This is a genomic window from Methylobacterium platani, assembly GCF_001653715.1.
GTDB lineage: Bacteria > Pseudomonadota > Alphaproteobacteria > Rhizobiales > Beijerinckiaceae > Methylobacterium > Methylobacterium platani.
Genome location: NZ_LWHQ01000008.1, coordinates 7920 through 25410, shown reverse-complemented (window position 1 = coordinate 25410; position 17491 = coordinate 7920). Strand labels below are relative to the sequence as shown.

Below are 17491 nucleotides of genomic sequence, written 5' to 3'. Positions count from 1 at the left end.
AGAGCACCCGACAATCCCCGGGAGGGACCCCAAGATGACCGGCACCGAGCCGCGCGCGCTCGCGGATGCGATCCGCTTCCTGTCCATCGACGCCATCGAGCGGGTGGGCGAGGGGCATCCGGGTACGCCGCTCGGCGCCGCCGACACGGTGACGGCGCTCTTCACCCGCCACCTCAAGTTCCTCGCCCGCGAGCCCCTGTGGTTCGACCGCGACCGCTTCGTCGTGTCGAACGGCCACGGTTCGATGCTGCTCTATGCCCTGCTGCACCTCTCGGGCTATGCGGGCATCGGGCTTGAGGACATCAAGCGCTTCCGCGAGCTCGGTTCGCCCTGCGAGGGCCACCCGGAATACGCACCCGCCCACGGCATCGAGACCACAACCGGCCCCCTCGGCCAGGGCATCGCCAACGCCGCCGGCATGGCGCTGGCGGAAGCCTACCTCAATCGCTGGCTCGGGCCCGACATCATCGACCACCGCACCTACGCGCTCGTCGGCGACGGCTGCCTGCAGGAGGGCGTCGGCCAGGAGGTGATCTCGCTCGCCGGTCACCTGGGCCTGGGCAAGCTCACCTTCCTCTGGGACGACAACCGGATGACCGACGACGGCGCGATCGACCTCGCGCTGAGCGACGACATGGCGGCGCGGTTCCGCATCAGCCACTGGCACGTCCAAGAGGTCGACGGCCACGATATCGAGGCGGTCTCGGCGGCGCTGCTGCTGGCCAAGGCCGATCCGCGCCCCTCGATGATCCGCTGCACCACGGTGATCGGCCGCGGCCTGCCCGGCGTCGAGGGAACGCGGGCGGCGCATTCCGCCCGCATCCCGGCCTCGCTGAGCGAAGCTGCCCGCAAGGCACTCAACTGGCCGCACCCGGCCTTCGAGATCCCGGACGGGATCCGCGCCGCCTGGCGCGCGGCCGGCGAGCGCAACGCCCCCGAGTTCGATTCCTGGACCCGCAGCGTCGCCGCCCTGCCGCCGGAGCGCCGCCGCCTGCTCGACCGCCTGCGCGAGGGCAAGCTGCCGGAGGGCTGGGACGCGCCCTTGCGGACCTTCCGCGACGAGGCCGCCCGGTCGGGCAAGGCGCAATCCGGCATCGCACTCTCGGGCGAGCTGGTCGACCGCCTCGCGGACGCCATTCCCGAACTCCTCTCCGGCGCGCCGGACCTGGAAGGCGCGACCCAGCACAAGCGCAAGCTCAAGGCCTTCACGGCGGACGACCAGGGCGGGCGCTACGTCCATTACGGCATCCGCGAGCACGCCATGGGGGCGATGATGAACGGCATGGCCGCCCATGGCGGCGTCGTGCCGGTCGGCGTCACCTACCTGGTCTTCTCCGACTACCTGCGCCCGGTGCTGCGGCTCGCCGCCATGATGGGTCTGCCGGTGCCGTTCGTGTTCAGCCATGATTCGGTCGGCATCGGCCGCAACGGACCGACCCACCAGCCGGTGGAGTACCTGGCGTCGCTCCGGGCCATTCCCAACATGCTGGTCCTGCGCCCGGCCGACGCCGTCGAGGCGGCGGAATGCTGGGAGATCGCGCTGCAGAACCGCACCGGCCCGTCCTCGCTGATCTTCGCCCGGCAGGCGCTGCCGGCGGTCCGGCGCGACGGCGCGGGCGAGAACCGTTCCGCCCGCGGCGCCTACGTGCTGGAGGAGGCGACCGCGCCCCGCCGCGTCACCCTGCTCGCCACCGGCTCGGAGGTCGCGCTCGCCGTCGAGGCCCGCCGCCGCCTGGAGGCCGACGGCATCCCGACCGCGGTGGTCTCGATGCCGTCCTGGGAGCTGTTCGAGCGCCAGGACGCCGCCTATCGCCGCGAGATCCTGGGGCCCGGCACCGTCCGGGTCGGGGTCGAGGCCGCGGTGCGCCTCGGCTGGGACCGCTATCTCGGCGAGGACGGCGGCTTCGTCGGCATGAGCGGCTTCGGCGCCTCGGGGGCGGAAGCCGACCTCGCCCGCCATTTCGGCCTCACGCCGGAGCGGGTGGTGGAGGAGGTGAGGGCGCGGTTGTAGAGGAGGGCCGGGCGGGCGTGCCGCCGTGAGCCCGTCCCGGAGAGCCTGTTTGACGTGATCGACAGTCTTCATACCCTCTTCGTCATTCGGGGCCGCGCAGCGGAGCCCGGAATGCCGGTGGCATACCCAGAAATGCGGATGCTGCAGAACGGATCGGCTTTCTTTCCGCTTCAGCATCCGCCTTCTGGGTTTCTGGATTCCGGGCTCCGCTTTCGCAGCCCCGGAATGACTTGGATGGTGTCAAGTCTGTGGGATGGAATCAAATAGGATCTCAGAAAATCGAAAGCCCCAGCGCTACGCGCAGCGATGCGGCCAATGAAGCGGCGGTGGTGGAGAGAGGCTTCCTGCGTATCCGGGCGGTGGTCGCGGACCCTCCGAGCACGCTGAACGTGACTTGGACGGACGGCGGGAGCGATCGGATCGAACTGATGGACTGGATCAAGACTGGCGCTGATTTGATCTCGACTCTTCAGCGACCAGATATCTTTTGCAGGCGCCCGGATAGCCGAGTATGGGACGGCGGTTGCGTGGGACGCGGGTGGTGATACCGCGATCGATGCCGTCCACCTTCGCCTCCTCGTCACGAGGCGACGCCCGCTCGGTGGACACGAGACTCGATCATGAGCGAGCCTGGCTTTCCGTGATTGCAAGAGTATATACCGTAAGATATACTTGCGTCCTATGGAACGTCTGTTCGGATGCCACCCCGGGAAGCGCGCCTGGTTGCAGCAGGAGCGCGGCTTCGATCTGCTGGATATGGCGGAGGTTTTTGCGGATGGCGGACGCCTCGATGTTGTCGATCTCCGCTTCGACTACGGCGAAGAACGTCGCGTCGCGATAGGTGCGGCATTAGGTGGTATCTTTACTGTCGTGTATACCATGCGCTGACCGACGACGTGGCTCATCACGGCTTGGCCCGCCAATCGGAAGGAGCGCGCACGCTATGGCGAACGCTGATCCCATCATCTTCACCCGCCTGGCGGATGGTACGCTGCTGAGGCGCGATGCCGATGGAGCGTTCCGGCCGGTCGCCTCGGAGACGGATCGTGCCCGTCTCTCGGCCCTGAGCGAGGCGGAGATCGACGAGATGGCAGCGTCCGATCCGGATCACCCCGGTCTCGACGATACGGTCTGGGCCGGCCTCGACGAGCCGCCGTCCGGCAAGGAAGCGATCTCGATCAAGCTCGATCGCGACGTGCTGAGTTTCTTCCGCCAGGAGGGCCGAGGCTACCAGACGCGCATCAATGCGGTGCTTCGACACTATATGCAGGCGAAGGAGAGAGCGGGCTGACGCCCGCTCCCCCGCAAGCGCCTTTTCGTCACCGCCCCCAGCGCAACACCGCCGCATCGAGGCTCCGGGCGATCTCGATCAGCCCGGCGCGCGTGGCCGGATGCGGCAGTTCGAGGGGAGCCCGCAGGGCGTCGGAGCGGATGATGCCGCCCTCCTTCATCAGGATCTTGGCCGCGGCGAGCCCGGTCTGGCGGTTCTCGTAGTTGATGAGCGGCAGCCAGCGGCCGTAGGCCGTCACCGCCTCGTGGCGGCGTCCGGCGAGATAGGGGTCGAGGATCTGGCGGATGCCGTCCGGGTAGCCGCCGCCGGTCATCGCGCCGGTGGCGCCGGCATCGAGGTCGGCGAGCAGGGTGATCGCCTCCTCGCCGTCCCACGGCCCCTCGATCGCCTCCCCGCCGAGCTCGAGCAGCGTGCGGAGCTTCGCCGCCGCCTGCGCGGTCTCGATCTTGAAGTACGAGACGTTCGCGATCTCGCGGGCGAGCCGCGCCAGGAAGGCGGCCGACAGCGTGGTGCCGGAGACCGGCGCGTCCTGGATCATGATCGGGATCGAGATCGCGTCCGAGACCGCCTGGAAGAATCGCTCGATCCCGGCCTCGGTCACCCGGATCGTCGCCCCGTGATAGGGCGGCATGATCATCACCATGGCCGCCCCCAAGTCCTGCGCCCGGCGCGAGCGCTCGGCGCAGATATGGGTGGCGAAGTGGGTGGTGGTGACGATCACCGGCACGCGGCCGGCGACATGCTCCAGCACCGCCTGCATCACGGCATCGCGCTCGGCGTCGGTGAGGACGAACTGCTCGGAGAAGTTGGCGAGGATGCACAGGCCGTCGGAGCCCGCCTCGATCATGAAGTCGATCGCCCGGCGCTGCCCGTCGAGATCGAGGGTGCCGTCCTCGTGGAAGATCGTCGGGGCGACCGGGAAGACGCCGCGATAGGGGCGGGATGTCGGTATGCTCGTCGTCGCGCTCGTCGTGCTCATGGCGTTCTCCTCCCGGGTGTCAGGCCGCGGCTCCGTGGCGGCGCAGGCCGTTGTGAATGACGGCGGTGATGGCGGCGGCCGCTTCGTCCGGATCACCCGCCGTGATGGCCGCGACGATGGCGGCATGGGCGGCCAGCGTGGCCTCGCGCTCCGCCGCCTCGACCGGGGCGCTGAGCTGGAACGAGGCCCGGAGCGCGACCTCGATCACCCCGCCGATCGAGCGCATGAACGGGTTGCCGGAGGCGACCGCCACCGCGACGTGGAGCGCGAGGTCGCCCTCCGCGAAGCCCGGCGAATCCGACGGCGCGGCCCGCATCCGCGCGAGACCCGCCTCCAGGGCGGCGAGGTCGTCGGGGCCGCGGCGCTCGGCCGCGAGCGCCGCGGCCGCCGGCTCGACCGCGAGGCGGATCTCGGCGAGGTCGCGCAGGAAGCGCCGGTCGATGCCGGCCTCCAGGTGCCAGGCGAGCACGTCGGCGTCGAACATGTTCCAGGCCGCGCGCTCGCGCACCACCGTGCCGACCCGGGCCTTGGTGGTCAGAAGCCCCTTGGCCGCCAGCGTCTTGACGCTCTCGCGCAGGACCGGGCGCGACACCCGGAACGTCGCGATCAGCTCGCCGTCCCCCGGCAGCCTGGCGCCGGCGGCGTAGCGGCCGGCGATGATCGCGGTGCCGAGGCTGCGCGCCACCTCGGCGTGGTTGGAGCGCGCACGCCCGGCCGGAATCATCACCACGCCGGCCCGGGCGGGCGCCGCGTCGGAGGTCCGGACGGTCGTGAACGGCGCGCGCATGGATCTGGGACGGGTCCGCCGGTGCGGCGCCCCCGCGGCGCCGGCCGGACCCTTACAGCACGGGCGCGCCCGGCGGAATAGTCATACTGTTTGACTTTTGCGCTTGGGCTATCAGGAGGCCGCCGCCTCGCGCGCCTCCGCCACCGCCTCGGCACCCTCCCGCCGGTCCTCGGCATCGGCCGCGGGCGGCTCCTGCATCGCCTCCGCCGCGCCGTGCCGGCACAGGGCGATCAGGATCGGGAAGTGGTCGGAGCCGACATTGGGCAGCCGTTCCAGCCGGGCGAGCAGGAAGTGCTCGCTGAAGAAGACGTGGTCGAGGGGCCAGCGCAGCATCGGCCAGCGGGCGTGGAAGGTCGGGTAGGCCCCGCGCCCCACCCGCGGGTCGAGGAGGCCGCCGATCGCCTGGAACAGGCGCGTGGTGCGCGACCAGGCGACGTCGTTGAGGTCGCCCGCCACCACCGCGGGACCGCCCTCCTGCGCGACCTCGCGGGCGACCAGCACCAATTCGCCGTCCCGCGTCGCGCTGCTGTTGCCCGGATGCGGCGGGCGCGGATGCACGCCGTGGAAGGTGAAGCGCTCGCCGCACGGCAGCGTGACGCCGGCGCGGACCGAGGGCACGTCGTCCTCCACGAGGAAGCGCAGCGTCACGTCGTCGAGGGGCAGGCGCGAATAGAGCAGCAGCCCGTAGGTGTTGTCCTGCGCCTGATCGACCCCGTGCGGATAGCGCGCCCGCAGGGGCTGGAGCGCGTCGCGCCAGCCGGCATCGGTCTCGAGCGCCAGGATCAGGTCGGGGTCGCTGCGTTCCACGACCCGCAGCAGGCGATCGTAGGCGCGGTTCGACTGCAGCACGTTGACGATCAGGATCGACACGCAGGTCCCCGGATCGGCGTCGTCCGGCGCGGCGGCGGCTTTCGGCTTCGTCAGGCGCGTGAACGGCAGGATGTGCCGCAGCTGCAGCCCCAGCGCCGCCAGGAGCGCGGCGCCGAGGACGAGGGAGGCCGGATCGTGCCCGGCGATCACCAGCAGGACGAGGACCGGCGGCATCGCCGCCGCGATCTGGAACCGCGGGAAGTCGAAGGTGCGCACCAGGCCGGCGCGGCTGCGCCAGAACGGCAGCAGGGTCGCGGCGACGAGGAGCGCCGCCAGGGCCTGCGCGACGAGGGACAGGGTCGAGACCGGCACGTGCTGCTTTTCCCCCGCGGCCCCGGCCGCCTTGACGGGACGAGATAGGTCGCGCCGGCCCGCGCGCCACGGCGACGATCGGAGGGGCGGGCGCCCGCCGGGGTCAGGCGCTCGCGAGGGGGTGGAGGTCGCGCACCATCTGCTTCAGGCGCTCGTCGAGGACGTGGGTGTAGATCTGCGTCGTCGAGATGTCGGCGTGGCCGAGCAGCTCCTGCACCACCCGGAGGTCGGCGCCGTTCTGCAGGAGGTGGCTGGCGAAGGCGTGGCGCAGGACGTGCGGGCTGATCCGGTCGGTGCGGATGCCGGCGGCGGCGGCCACGGCCTTGAGGTCGCGGGCGAAGGCCTGGCGGGTCAGGTGGCCGGTCTCGCTCTCGGCGGGAAACAGCCAGGGACCGGGCGCGGTCAGCGTCGCCAGATGGGCCGCCATGGCGGTGCGGGCGACCTCGGTCAGCGGCACCAGGCGCTCGCGCCCGCCCTTGCCGCGCACCACGAGGAAGCGTTCCTTGGTGGCGCCGGCGGCGCGCGGCAGGGCGACGAGCTCCGAGACGCGCAGGCCGGTGGCGTAGAGGAGCTCGATCAGGCAGTGCATCCGCCCGGCCCGCGCCGCCTCGCCGGGGGTCGGCGCCTTCGCGGCGGCCTCCTTGGCGACCGCGAGAAGCCGGTCGACCTCGGCCACCGACAGCACCTTCGGCAGGCCGCGCCCGCGCTTCGGCCCGGAGACCGGGGCGGTGGGATCGCTCTCCGCGAGGCCCTCGGCGTAGAGGAAGCGGTGGAAGCCGCGCACGCAGGAGAGCCGGCGCGCCGCCGAGGTGCTCTTCAGCCCCCGCGCCTCCAGCTCGGCGAGGTAGGCGCGGATCCCGGCCGCCTCGACGTCGCCGGGCGCCTGGCGCCGCCCCGCGAGGTGGGCGAGGTAGTCGTCGAGGTCGCGCCGGTAGGCCGCCAGCGTGTTGGCGGCGGCCCCGCGCTCGGCCGCCAGCATGTCGAGATAGGCGTGCATCAGGCCCTGGGGGGCCGAAGCGCTCATTTCGGCTGCAGCTTCGCGTTCGGGATGGTGACGGAGATCTCGCGCGGGGTCGGCTCGACGAAGGTGGCGAGCGCGAACATCGCCGCGAAGGCGAGCCCGGCCAGGATCGCCACCACGGCCAGGAAGCGGAAGAGGGTCGGCACGTCGGACGGGCCCCGGGTGACGCATGTGACAACGAGCGGCCGCGCGCCTGTCGCGCCGGCCACCTTGGCCGTCGGTTCGACCACGGGCCGCCCCCCGAGGCAAGGCCGCCCGCGGCGGGGCCTTGCGGAAAGCCGGCGCCTGTTGCGCGGGTGCCGAGGCGGACGGGCGCGGCGGCGGGCGGGGACGTGGTTTTCCCCGCATTCCGCCGTTTCGCCCTGCGCGGAAAACAGGCTAAAGAACGCCGCATGAACCAGCGCCACACCCAGGACCCCTCGATCGAGTCGCGCGTGCGCCGAGGCCTCGGCCTGCGCTCGATCGTGCTGGTCGGGCTCATGGGCGCGGGCAAGAGCACCGTCGGCAAGCGCCTGGCGGGACGCCTCGGCCTGATCTTCAAGGATGCCGACCACGAGATCGAGGCGGCGGCCGGCCTGACCATCCCGGACATCTTCGCCATCTACGGCGAGCCGAGCTTTCGCGACGGCGAGGAGCGGGTGATCACCCGCCTCCTGCGCGAGGGCCCGATGGTGCTCGCCACCGGCGGCGGCGCCTTCATGCGGCCCGAGACCCAGGCCCGCATCGCCGAATCCGGCGTCTCGGTCTGGCTGAAGGCCGAGCTCGACGTGCTGATGCGCCGGGTGCGCAAGCGCCCCGGCCGTCCGCTGCTCCAGAACGAGGACCCCGAGGGGACGATGCGCCGCCTGATGGACGTGCGCTACCCGGTCTATGGCGGGGCCGACGTGATGGTGGTGTCGCGCGACGTCTCGCACGACCGGGTGGTGCAGGACGTGCTCGAAGCCCTCGACGCCTACATCGCGGGCGACCCGGCGGGTGACCCTGCGGGCGACCTCGCCGGCGAGGGGCCGGGCGAGGGGCCTGAATCCGGCGGCGCGCCGGAGCCGGCGAGCCACGGCGTCGCCGCGCTGTGACCGGGCGCCCCCGCTTTCGATGAGGACACCGTGCTGACCGAGACCGTTCACGTGCCCCTCGACGGGGGCCGCGCCTACGACATCCTGATCGGCCGCGGGCTGCTCGGCGAGATCGGGCCCCGCGTCGCGGCGCTCGGCGCCCGGGCGGTGGCGGTGGTGAGCGACGAGACCGTGGCGGCGGAGTACGGCGACGCCGTCACCGCCTCGCTGGCCCGGGCGTCCTTGCGCACCGCGCTGATCGCGGTGACGCCGGGCGAGGGCTCGAAGAGCTATGCCGGCTTCGCCCAGGTCTGCGACGGGCTGATCGCCCACCGGGTCGAGCGGCGCGACCTCGTCCTGGCCCTGGGCGGCGGCGTCGTCGGGGATCTCGCGGGCTTTGCCGCCGCCAGCCTGCGCCGGGGCGTGCGCTTCGTCCAGGCGCCGACCACGCTGCTCGCCCAGGTCGATTCCTCGGTCGGCGGCAAGACCGGCATCAACTCCCCCCACGGCAAGAACCTCGTCGGTGCCTTCCACCAGCCGAGCCTGGTGATCGCCGACACCGCCTCCCTCGACACGCTGTCCCTGCGCGAGATGCGCGCCGGCTACGCCGAGGTGGCGAAATACGGGCTGATCGATTCGCCGGAGTTCTTCGCCTGGTGCGAGGCCAACCTCGGCGAGATCTTCTCGGGCGGTCCCGCGCGCGAGGCGGCGGTGGCGGCCTGCTGCCGGGCCAAGGCCGGGGTCGTGGTGCGCGACGAGCGCGAGGACGGCGAGCGGGCGCTGCTCAATCTCGGCCACACCTTCGCGCACGCCCTCGAGCGCCTGACGCGCTACGACTCCGCCCGGCTCGTCCACGGCGAGGCGGTGGCGATCGGCCTGTGCCTCGCCTTCCGGTTCTCCGCCCGCCTCGGCCTGTGCCCGGGCCAGGATGCCGGCCGGGTCGCCAACCACCTCGCGCTCGCCGGCCTGCCGACCACGCTGGCCCAGGTCCCGGGCGGATGCGGCGACGCCGACCAGCTCCTCGACGCCATGCGCCAGGACAAGAAGGTCCGCGACGGCGCGCTCACCTTCATCCTGGCCCGCGGCATCGGGCAGAGCTTCATCGCGCCGGGGATCGAGGCGGGGGCGGTGCGGGAGTTTTTGGTGGCCGAGCTGGGGTGAGGCGGCTCAGCCGAGCGGCATGTCGTCGTAGATCGTCGCGAATGTCAGCGTGACGCCGATTTCCGGCAGATCGACCGCGTCGGTGCAGACGACCGGCGAGAGGCCGCCCTCCGGATCGCGGCGATGCACCGTCACGGACTGGCGACCCTGCTCCACCAGCACGACGCTCCGGATCGACGGGACGGCGGCGTAGGCCGCGAGCTTCGACGCGCGGCGTTTCGGCCTGTCGCTGGGCGACAGCACCTCGAACACCACCAGCGGCGCGGGCGTGATGCAGAGATCGTGGCGGCCGTCGTCGATCGCCACGATGACGTCGGGCGCCACGGTCCGGGCGGCACCCGGCACAGGAACCTGACTCGGCCCGGACGGGCGCCAGGGGCTGGCGTGCCGGCGCCGGTGCTGGCGCAGGGCCTCCAGGATGTTGACCTGGATCCAGTCGTGCCGCCGCGTCGGCTGCGGACTCATCAGCGGCACCCCGTCGTCCAGTTCCCAGCGTTCCCCCTTCGGCCGTTCCTCCAGGAAGGCCAGGAAGCCGTCGAGGCTCATCGGGGGATCGCGTGTCGCGGCGGCGCGCATGGCGGGCGCTCCCTGTTCGTCCGCCTGCATCCTACCATGGGTCACGCCAAGCGGAACGCCCGCACCAGCACCGCCTCCTGCGCCGGCCGCAGGCTGGCCAGCGTGCCGACCAGGACCAGCCGGTTGAGCCAGGCATGCGGTCCCTCGGGCGCCGTGACGTCGATCGTCGAGAAGCGGTAGTCCGGCGCGCCGTCGCGGCCGGGATCGATCGTCACCCGGTTGCGCACGGTCAGGATCGCGCCGTCCTCGGTCTTCATCTCGTAGAGCGCGTCGAGACGGCGGACGCCGTCCTTGCGCACGAGCTGCCGGTCGGCGCCGCCGGGCAGGACCGTGCCGCGCAGCCGCGGCCCCTGAAAGCGCCCGCCGGTGATCGGCACGATGCGGCGCTCGCCAAGGGGAGACTCGCCCAGCGGCACCAGGGGGGCGATCTCGACCACCGCCTCGTAGACGAATTCCATTCTCGGCATCACCAGCGGAAGGTCGGTGAGGGGCGCGGGCTGCTCCGCCGCGAGGGCGGGCCCCGCCAGGGCAGGGCTCGCCGCGGCGAGACCGGCGAGGAGCAGGGTGCGCCGGTCGGGAAGCGGGGCGTCGCGGTCGGGCATGGCGGAGGCTCCCTGGATGGCGGTGTCACGACGATCATGCGCCGGGCAGGGCGGCCGCGACAGGGGCGCGGACGCGCTGCCGCAGGGTTTCCGCCCGACGAATCCGCTGCCGTCGCTTGACGGTGCGCTCCGGCCGGGGCCGAGTGGCGGCGAAACCCTGGGGGAGGAGCGGTCATGATGCGCAGCGCGACCCGGAGGAACGGGACGGGGAGGGCGCGACGCTCCCTGCCGGTCGTCTTCGGCCTCTGCCTGCCGGGCGTCCTCTCGCCCGCCTCCGCCGCCCCGCTCGCCTGCGGCGACCTCGCGCGGCTCGCCCGGCCGGACCTGCGCATCGCCCGGGCCGAGGCGGTCCCCGCCGGCACCCTGCCGGCCGACAATCCGGGCCGCGCCGCCCTCACCGGCGCCGCCCGGGCGAAGGCCGCGCTGCCGGCCCACTGCCTCGTCGAGGGCACCATCGACCCGCGGGTCGGGGCGGGGGGCGTCGCGTACGGCATCGGCTTCCAGCTGCGGCTGCCGGAGGCGTGGAACGGGCGCTTCCTGTTCCAGGGCGGCGGCGGGCTCGACGGCGTGGTCGGCGAGGCGCTCGGCGCGATTCCCGTCTCGGGGGCGACGGCGCCGCCGGCCCTGCTGCGCGGCTACGCCGTCGTCTCGACCGATTCGGGCCATCGCGGCCGCGACAACGCCGACGCCGCCTTCGGCCTCGACCAGCAGGCGCGGATCGACTTCGCCTACGGCGCGGTCGGTGCCGTCGCGCGGGAGGCGAAGGCGCTCGTCGCCGCCCGCTACGGCCGCGCCCCGGCGCATGCCTACTTCATGGGCTGCTCCAACGGCGGCCGCTCCGCCCTGATGGCGGCGACGCGCTTCCCCACCGCCTTCGACGGCATCGTCGCGGGCGCCCCGGCCTTCCGGCTCACCCGGGCGGCGCTCGGCCAGGTCTGGGACACGCAGGCCTTCCTCTCCGCCGCCCCGAAGGACCCGGAGGGCAGGCCGATCCTGGCCGAGGCCTTGAGCGAGGCCGACCTGACCCTCGTCGCCGGCGCGGTGCTCAAGACCTGCGACGCCGCCGATGGGCTCGCGGACGGCACGGTCGAGGCGGTCGCCTCCTGCCGGTTCGATCCGGCGAGCCTCGCCTGCCCGGGCGACAAGACCGCGACCTGCCTCAGCCAGCCGCAGGTGGACGCCTTGCGGCGAAGCTTCAGCGGCGCGAAGGATTCGCAGGGACGTCCGGTCTACGCCTCCTGGCCCTGGGATCCGGGCCTCGCGGCGCCGGGCTGGCGGGCCTGGAAGCTCGGCACCTCGAAGACCGCGACGCCGAACGCCCGCAACGCGACGCTGGGCCCGGCCGCGATCGCGAACTACATTCTGACCCCGCCGGATCCGGGCTTCGATGCCCTGCGCTTCGACTTCGATCGCGACGTGCCCCGCACCGCCGAGACCGCCTCCTTCAACGACCCGACCGGGACCTTCCTGTCGACCTTCGCCGCCCGCGGCGGCCGGCTCCTGGTCTATCAGGGCGTGGCCGATCCGGTCTTCTCCGCCCGCGACCTCGTCGCCCATTGGCAGGACCTCGCCCGCGACAACGGCGGTGCCGCCCTCGCGGAGCGGGCGCGCCTGTTCCTGGTGCCGGGCATGACCCATTGCGGCGGCGGGCCGGCCCTCGACGACTTCGACCCGCTCGCCGCCATCGAATCCTGGGTGGAGCGCGACGAGGCGCCGGACCGCCTCACGGCCAGGGGCACCGCCTTCCCGGGCCGGACCCGGCCGCTCTGCCCGTTCCCCAGGGAAGCGCGCTACCAGGGCGGCGAGGCGGAGCGGGCCGAGAGCTTTTCCTGCAAGGAGCCGTGACGCCGCGCCGCCCGATCAAGCCTGCGCGAGCCGGGTGGGGCCGAAGGGGCGCCGCCGCCCTGCGTCGTCGCGCCGACCTTGCCTTGCGGTGGGGAAGGGATCCACACTCGCGGATCCCGGGAGGGCCCCCGAGACGCAGGTCGGTTCAGGCCCCCGGACGTTGACGAGGACACCGCATGATGGAAGCCAGCGCGCCGGCCGCGACCCCGATGGATGACGGCATCGTCGCCGCCGCGGAGGCCTGCCTCGCCAGCGTCGGGCGCGCCCGCGAGGCGATCCACGGGGTCATCTTCGGGCAGGAGCAGGTGGTCGACCTCGCGCTGGTGACGATCCTGGCCGGCGGCCACGGGCTGCTGGTCGGCCTGCCGGGCCTGGCCAAGACCAAGCTCGTCGAGACGCTCGGCACGGTGCTCGGGCTCGATGCGCGGCGGGTGCAGTTCACCCCCGACCTGATGCCCTCCGACATCCTCGGCAGCGAGATCCTCGACGAGGACCAGGACCGGCACCGCTCGTTCCGCTTCGTGCGCGGGCCGATCTTCACCCAGCTGCTGATGGCCGACGAGATCAACCGGGCGAGCCCGCGCACCCAGTCGGCCCTGCTGCAGGCGATGCAGGAGCACTTCGTCTCCGTCGCCGGCGCGCGCCACGACCTGCCGCGGCCCTTCCACGTGCTCGCGACCCAGAACCCGATCGAGCAGGAGGGCACCTACCCGCTGCCCGAGGCCCAGCTCGACCGCTTCCTGCTCGAGATCGACGTCGGCTATCCCGACCGCGCCGCCGAGCGGCGCATCCTGCTCGAGACCACCGGCGCCGAGGAGCACCGGCCGCAGCCGGTGATGGACACCGACGCCCTGCTCTCGGCCCAGCGCCTGGTGCGGCGCCTGCCCGTCGGCGAGGCCGTCGTCGACGCGATCCTCGACCTCGTGCGCTCGGCCCGCCCCGTCGGCGGCGACGCCGCGGTCGCCGACAAGCTGCTCTGGGGGCCCGGCCCCCGCGCCAGCCAGGCCCTGATGCTGGCGGTGCGCGCCCGCGCGTTGATCGAGGGCCGGGTCGCGCCCTCGGTCGACGACGTGGCGGCGCTCGCCGAGCCGGTGCTGAAGCACCGCATGGCGCTCACCTTCGCGGCGCGCGCCGACGGCGAGACGATTCCCGGCCTGATCGGCCGCCTCGTCGGGCGGCTCTGACCCGGTGGCCGCGACGCGCGTCCTCGACGCGGCCGCCCGCGCCCCCGGCCGCCGCGAGACCGAGACCGCCCTCTCGCTCGCCGAGCGGATGCCGCGCCTGATCCTGGAGGCCCGCCGGGTCGCCGCGACCCTGGCGCACGGCCTGCACGGCCGCCGCCGGGCCGGCCCGGGCGAGAGCTTCTGGCAGTTCCGTCCCTTCGTCGCCGGCGAGGCGGCGAGCCGGATCGACTGGCGCCGCTCAGGCAGGGACGACCGGCTCTACGTCCGCGAGCGGGAATGGGAGGCGGCCCACACCGTCTGGCTCTGGATCGACCGCTCGGCCTCGATGGGCTTCGGCTCGGACCTCGCCCAGGCGCCCAAGATCGAGCGCGCCCTGGTGCTCGGCCTGGCGCTCGGCGACGCCTTCGTGGAGGCCGGCGAGCGGGTCGGCCTGCTCGGCCTGTCGCGGCCGCTCGCCGCCCGCACCATCGTCGAGCGGATGGCCGAGACCCTGTCCGCCGACACCGCGAGCCTCGACGAGGATCTGCCGCCCCGCGCGCCCGTCGGGCGCTTCGACGAAGTGGTGCTGATCGGCGACTTCCTGAGCCCGCCCGAGCAGGTGCGGGCCTCGGTCGCGGCGATCGCCGCCGCCGGCAGCCGCGGCCACCTCGTGATGGTGGTCGATCCCGTCGAGGAGACGTTCCCGTTCTCCGGCCAGGCCGAGCTGCACGACCTCGAGGCCGGGCTGTCGCTCCGCGTCGGCGACGCGGCCGCCTGGGGCGAGGCCTACCGGCGGCGGATCCGCGCCCACCGCGACGCCTTGGCGGAGATCACCCGCGCGCAAGGCTGGACGCTCACGCTGCACCGCACCGACCGGCCCGCGAGCGAGGCGGCGCTGCGCCTCGTCACCCTGGTCGCCGCCGCCCGCGGCGCGGGCTGAGGACGCCTTCGATGTTCGGACTGCCCCTCAGCTTCGCCGCACCCGCCGCCCTCGCGGCGCTGATCGCCCTGCCGGCGCTCTGGTACCTCTTGCGGGTGACGCCGCCGCGGCCGCGCCGGATCGACTTCCCGCCGCTGCGCATCCTCGCCGACCTGCTGCCCGAGCGCGAGACGCCCGCCCGCACCCCGCCCTGGCTGCTGGTCCTGCGGCTCCTGGCGGCCGCCTGCCTGATCCTGGCGGTGTCGGGTCCGGTCTGGAATCCGAGCCCGCAAGCCGCGGGCGACGGCCGCACGCCCCTCGTGCTGGTTCTCGACAACGGCTTCACCGCCGCCCAGGACTGGCGCGACCGGGTCCGCGTCGCCACCGCCGAGGTCGAGGCGGCGGCCCGGGCCGGGCGGCCCGTCGCCCTGCTCGCTACCGCCGCCGCGCCCGCCGGCCTCGAGGCCACCGGGCCGGGCCCGGCGCTCGAGCGCCTGCGCGCGATCGAGCCGCTGCCGCACCTCGCCGACCGGGCGGCGCAGCTGCCGGCGCTCGCGGCCTTCCTCGACCGCAATCCCGGCAGCGCCGTGGTCTGGGTCGGCGACGGCGTCGCGGGACCCGATGGCGACGCCTTCCCGGCGGGCCTCGCGGCGGCTGCCGCGCGCAGCCGTGCCGACGTCACCGTGCTCAAGGCCGATCGCCCGCCGGCCCTCGCCCTCGCGGGTCCGGATTCCTCTGGCGGGCAGCTCGGCGTGAGCGTGGTGCGGGCCGCCCCCAACGGGCGCGATGCCGGCACGGTGCGCGCCCTCGACGCCAAGGGCCTGCCGCTCGCCGAGACGAACTTCACCTTCGCGGGCGGCGCCACCGCGGCCGAGGTGCGCTTCGACCTGCCGATGGAGCTGCGCAACGCCATCGCCCGGGTCGAGGTCGCGGGCGAGCATTCAGCCGGCGCCGTGGTGCTCGCCGACGAGCGCGGCCGGCGCCGGCGGGTCGGTCTCGTCTTCGGCGGCACCGCCGACCAGGCCCAGCCGCTGCTCTCGCCGACCTACTACCTGTCCCGGGCGCTCACCCCCTTCGCCGACGTCCAGGAGCCCCGGGGCGGGCGCGGCGTCGCCGAGTCGATCGGCCAGATGCTCGATTCGCAGGTCTCGGTGCTGGTCCTGGCCGATGTCGGCGCCCTCGACCCGGCGACCCAGGAGCGGGTCTCGAACTTCGTCGAGAAGGGCGGCCTGCTCCTGCGCTTCGCCGGGCCGCGGCTCGCCGCCGGCAGCGACGACCTCGTGCCGGTGCGGCTGCGCCGCGGCGGGCGCAACCTCGGCGGCACCCTGTCCTGGGACAGCCCGCGCACGCTGGCGCCGTTCGCGCCCGAGAGCCCCTTCGCGGGCCTGACGCCGCCGGCCGATATCGGCGTCAAGCGCCAGATCCTGGCCGAGCCGGACGGCGATCTCGCCCGGCGTACCTGGGCCGCCCTGCAGGACGGCACCCCGATCGTCACCGCCGCCAAGCGCGGGGAGGGCATGGTGGTCCTGGTCCACGTCACCGCCGACACCACCTGGTCGAACCTGCCCCTGTCGGGCCTGTTCGTGACCATGCTGCGCCGGGTCGTGGCGCTCGCCGGCACGGCGCCGCCGACTGCCGGGGCCGCCCCGGGCAGCCCGCCGCCGGTGCTCGCCCCGCGCCTCACCCTCGACGGCTTCGGCGCCCTGAAGGCGCCGCCGGCCACCGCCCGGGCGGTGCCGGCGACCTGGACGGAGCGGGCGACCCCCGAGCACCCGCCGGGCTATTACGGCCCGGTCGACGGCGGCCTCGCGGTCAACGCGCTCACGCCCGAGGACCGGCTGAAGCCCCTCGATCTCACGGCGCTCGCCGGCGCGCGCTTCGGCGGCCTGGAGGAGGCCCGCACCCGCGACCTGCGCGGGCCCTTCTTCCTCGCCGCCCTGCTGCTCCTCGGCCTCGATACCCTGGCGAGCCTGTGGCTCGGCGGCTTCCTCGGGCGGATGGCGACGCGCCTGCGCCGCCGTCCGGCCGCCGCGGCCCTGGTCCTCGGTGTCCTAGTGCTGGGGGCGGCGCCCGAGAGCGCCCGGGCCGTCGAGCCCGCCGCCAACCGGCCGAACGGCATCGAATCGGCGCTCGTCACCCGCATCGCCTACGTGGTCACCGGCGACCCGACCGTCGACGAGACCAGCCGGGCCGGGCTCTCCGGCCTGACCCAGATGCTGGCCAGCCGCACCGCGCTCGAACCCGGCGAGCCCGCCGGCATCGACCCGGCCCGGGACGAGCTCGCCTTCTACCCGCTGATCTACTGGCCGATCGTGCCGAATCGGCCGCAGCCGAGCCCGGAGGCGATCCGGCGCATCGACGCCTTCATGAAGAACGGCGGCACGGTGATCTTCGACACCCGCGACGCGATGACCGCCCGTCCCGGCGGGCCGCCGACGCCGGAGGCGCTCTACCTCCAGCGCATGCTCGCGACCCTGGAAGTACCGGAACTCGAGCCGGTGCCGCGCGACCACGTGCTGACCAAGGCGTTCTACCTCGTCGACGGCTTCCCGGGCCGCTACGCCACCGGCCAGACCTGGGTCGAGGCCCTGCCGCCGGCCGGCGACGGGGCCGAGCGCCGCCCGGCGCGGGCCGGCGACGGCGTCTCGCCGATCGTCATCACGGGCAACGACCTCGCCTCCGCCTGGGCCGTCGGCCGGCGCGGCGAAGCGCTCTATCCCCTCGTCGGCGGCGACCCGCGGCAACGCGAGATGGCCTTCCGCGGCGGCGTCAACCTCGTGATGTACGCGCTGACCGGCAACTACAAGGCCGACCAGGTCCACGTGCCGGCGCTGCTGGAGCGGCTGGGGCAGTGAAATGAATTGGTGCAACGGTTGACGAGAAAGGCGCGGGATCCCCTCTC

Annotated in this window: 16 protein-coding genes; 9 read left to right on the top strand and 7 right to left on the bottom strand. The window is 73.7% G+C overall.

Annotated features, from left to right (window positions below; translation table 11 throughout):
- Positions 1 to 34 precede the first annotated feature (34 nt).
- The 3 genes from A5481_RS03545 to A5481_RS03535 all read left to right on the top strand — a co-directional run bounded on the left by A5481_RS03545 (position 35) and on the right by A5481_RS03535 (position 3302).
- Positions 35 to 2011 carry a transketolase family protein gene (locus A5481_RS03545; RefSeq protein WP_048433558.1) on the top strand — a complete coding sequence of 659 codons (1977 nt, stop codon included), beginning with the start codon at positions 35 to 37 and terminating at the stop codon, positions 2009 to 2011.
- A 681-nt stretch (positions 2012 to 2692) separates the two neighbouring features.
- Complete coding sequence (locus A5481_RS03540) at positions 2693 to 2899, top strand: BrnT family toxin (protein ID WP_082173073.1); 207 nt, start codon at positions 2693 to 2695, stop codon at positions 2897 to 2899.
- Positions 2900 to 2954: 55 nt separating this feature from the next.
- Positions 2955 to 3302, top strand: coding sequence for a BrnA antitoxin family protein (locus A5481_RS03535; RefSeq protein WP_082173072.1), 348 nt, complete (start codon positions 2955 to 2957; stop codon positions 3300 to 3302).
- A gap of 28 nt (positions 3303 to 3330) precedes the next feature.
- On the opposite strand, the gene A5481_RS03530 is transcribed toward A5481_RS03535, so the two are convergent.
- The 5 genes from A5481_RS03530 to A5481_RS03510 all read right to left on the bottom strand — a co-directional run bounded on the left by A5481_RS03530 (position 3331) and on the right by A5481_RS03510 (position 7417).
- The gene (locus A5481_RS03530; RefSeq protein WP_048433557.1) at positions 3331 to 4281 is read right to left on the bottom strand and encodes a dihydrodipicolinate synthase family protein; all 951 of its coding nucleotides are present in this window, start codon (positions 4279 to 4281) and stop codon (positions 3331 to 3333) included.
- 19 nt (positions 4282 to 4300) lie between these two features.
- Complete coding sequence (locus A5481_RS03525; RefSeq protein WP_048433556.1) at positions 4301 to 5068, bottom strand: FadR/GntR family transcriptional regulator; 768 nt, start codon at positions 5066 to 5068, stop codon at positions 4301 to 4303.
- 111 nt (positions 5069 to 5179) lie between these two features.
- On the bottom strand, positions 5180 to 6250 hold the full coding sequence (locus A5481_RS03520; RefSeq protein WP_048433555.1) for an endonuclease/exonuclease/phosphatase family protein: 1071 nt from the start codon (positions 6248 to 6250) through the stop codon (positions 5180 to 5182).
- Between the two features lie 103 nt (positions 6251 to 6353).
- Positions 6354 to 7274 (bottom strand): site-specific tyrosine recombinase XerD, encoded by a 921-nt coding sequence (locus A5481_RS03515; RefSeq protein WP_048433554.1) that lies wholly within the window; start codon positions 7272 to 7274, stop codon positions 6354 to 6356.
- On the bottom strand, positions 7271 to 7417 hold the full coding sequence (locus tag A5481_RS03510; protein ID WP_048433578.1) for a hypothetical protein: 147 nt from the start codon (positions 7415 to 7417) through the stop codon (positions 7271 to 7273). The genes A5481_RS03515 and A5481_RS03510 overlap by 4 nt, the downstream gene beginning before the upstream one ends.
- Before the next feature lie 246 nt (positions 7418 to 7663).
- On the opposite strand from A5481_RS03510, the gene A5481_RS35090 reads away from it, so the two are divergent.
- The gene (locus A5481_RS35090; RefSeq protein ID WP_082173071.1) at positions 7664 to 8344 is read left to right on the top strand and encodes a shikimate kinase; all 681 of its coding nucleotides are present in this window, start codon (positions 7664 to 7666) and stop codon (positions 8342 to 8344) included.
- A 30-nt stretch (positions 8345 to 8374) separates the two neighbouring features.
- The gene (gene aroB / locus A5481_RS35085) at positions 8375 to 9484 is read left to right on the top strand and encodes a 3-dehydroquinate synthase (protein WP_048433553.1); all 1110 of its coding nucleotides are present in this window, start codon (positions 8375 to 8377) and stop codon (positions 9482 to 9484) included.
- A 6-nt stretch (positions 9485 to 9490) separates the two neighbouring features.
- Here aroB and A5481_RS03495 read toward each other — a convergent pair whose 3' ends face one another.
- Together A5481_RS03495 and A5481_RS03490 are read right to left on the bottom strand one after the other, a co-directional pair.
- Entirely contained in the window at positions 9491 to 10060 is a 570-nt protein-coding gene (locus A5481_RS03495) for a Uma2 family endonuclease (RefSeq protein ID WP_048433552.1), read from the bottom strand.
- A 41-nt stretch (positions 10061 to 10101) separates the two neighbouring features.
- Positions 10102 to 10662, bottom strand: a complete 561-nt coding sequence (locus tag A5481_RS03490; RefSeq protein ID WP_048433551.1) for a DUF3237 domain-containing protein — start codon at positions 10660 to 10662, stop codon at positions 10102 to 10104.
- Between the two features lie 174 nt (positions 10663 to 10836).
- On the opposite strand from A5481_RS03490, the gene A5481_RS03485 reads away from it, so the two are divergent.
- The 4 genes from A5481_RS03485 (at position 10837) to A5481_RS03470 (ending at position 17444) form a co-directional block, all read left to right on the top strand.
- Positions 10837 to 12507, top strand: a complete 1671-nt coding sequence (locus A5481_RS03485; protein WP_197514134.1) for a tannase/feruloyl esterase family alpha/beta hydrolase — start codon at positions 10837 to 10839, stop codon at positions 12505 to 12507.
- A gap of 176 nt (positions 12508 to 12683) precedes the next feature.
- Complete coding sequence (locus A5481_RS03480; RefSeq protein ID WP_048433550.1) at positions 12684 to 13691, top strand: AAA family ATPase; 1008 nt, start codon at positions 12684 to 12686, stop codon at positions 13689 to 13691.
- A 4-nt stretch (positions 13692 to 13695) separates the two neighbouring features.
- On the top strand, positions 13696 to 14610 hold the full coding sequence (locus tag A5481_RS03475) for a DUF58 domain-containing protein (RefSeq protein WP_048433549.1): 915 nt from the start codon (positions 13696 to 13698) through the stop codon (positions 14608 to 14610).
- Positions 14611 to 14621: 11 nt separating this feature from the next.
- Positions 14622 to 17444, top strand: coding sequence for a DUF4159 domain-containing protein (locus A5481_RS03470; RefSeq protein WP_048433548.1), 2823 nt, complete (start codon positions 14622 to 14624; stop codon positions 17442 to 17444).
- Positions 17445 to 17491 lie beyond the last annotated feature (47 nt).

Coding starts and splice junctions, on each gene's coding strand:
- A5481_RS03545 (WP_048433558.1), top strand. CDS start 35: ATGACCGGCACCGAGCCGCGCGCGCTCGCGGATGCGATCCGCTTCCTG.
- A5481_RS03540 (WP_082173073.1), top strand. CDS start 2,693: ATGGAACGTCTGTTCGGATGCCACCCCGGGAAGCGCGCCTGGTTGCAG.
- A5481_RS03535 (WP_082173072.1), top strand. CDS start 2,955: ATGGCGAACGCTGATCCCATCATCTTCACCCGCCTGGCGGATGGTACG.
- A5481_RS03530 (WP_048433557.1), bottom strand. CDS start 4,281: ATGAGCACGACGAGCGCGACGACGAGCATACCGACATCCCGCCCCTAT.
- A5481_RS03525 (WP_048433556.1), bottom strand. CDS start 5,068: ATGCGCGCGCCGTTCACGACCGTCCGGACCTCCGACGCGGCGCCCGCC.
- A5481_RS03515 (WP_048433554.1), bottom strand. CDS start 7,274: ATGAGCGCTTCGGCCCCCCAGGGCCTGATGCACGCCTATCTCGACATG.
- A5481_RS35090 (WP_082173071.1), top strand. CDS start 7,664: ATGAACCAGCGCCACACCCAGGACCCCTCGATCGAGTCGCGCGTGCGC.
- A5481_RS03495 (WP_048433552.1), bottom strand. CDS start 10,060: ATGCGCGCCGCCGCGACACGCGATCCCCCGATGAGCCTCGACGGCTTC.
- A5481_RS03490 (WP_048433551.1), bottom strand. CDS start 10,662: ATGCCCGACCGCGACGCCCCGCTTCCCGACCGGCGCACCCTGCTCCTC.
- A5481_RS03485 (WP_197514134.1), top strand. CDS start 10,837: ATGATGCGCAGCGCGACCCGGAGGAACGGGACGGGGAGGGCGCGACGC.
- A5481_RS03480 (WP_048433550.1), top strand. CDS start 12,684: ATGATGGAAGCCAGCGCGCCGGCCGCGACCCCGATGGATGACGGCATC.
- A5481_RS03470 (WP_048433548.1), top strand. CDS start 14,622: ATGTTCGGACTGCCCCTCAGCTTCGCCGCACCCGCCGCCCTCGCGGCG.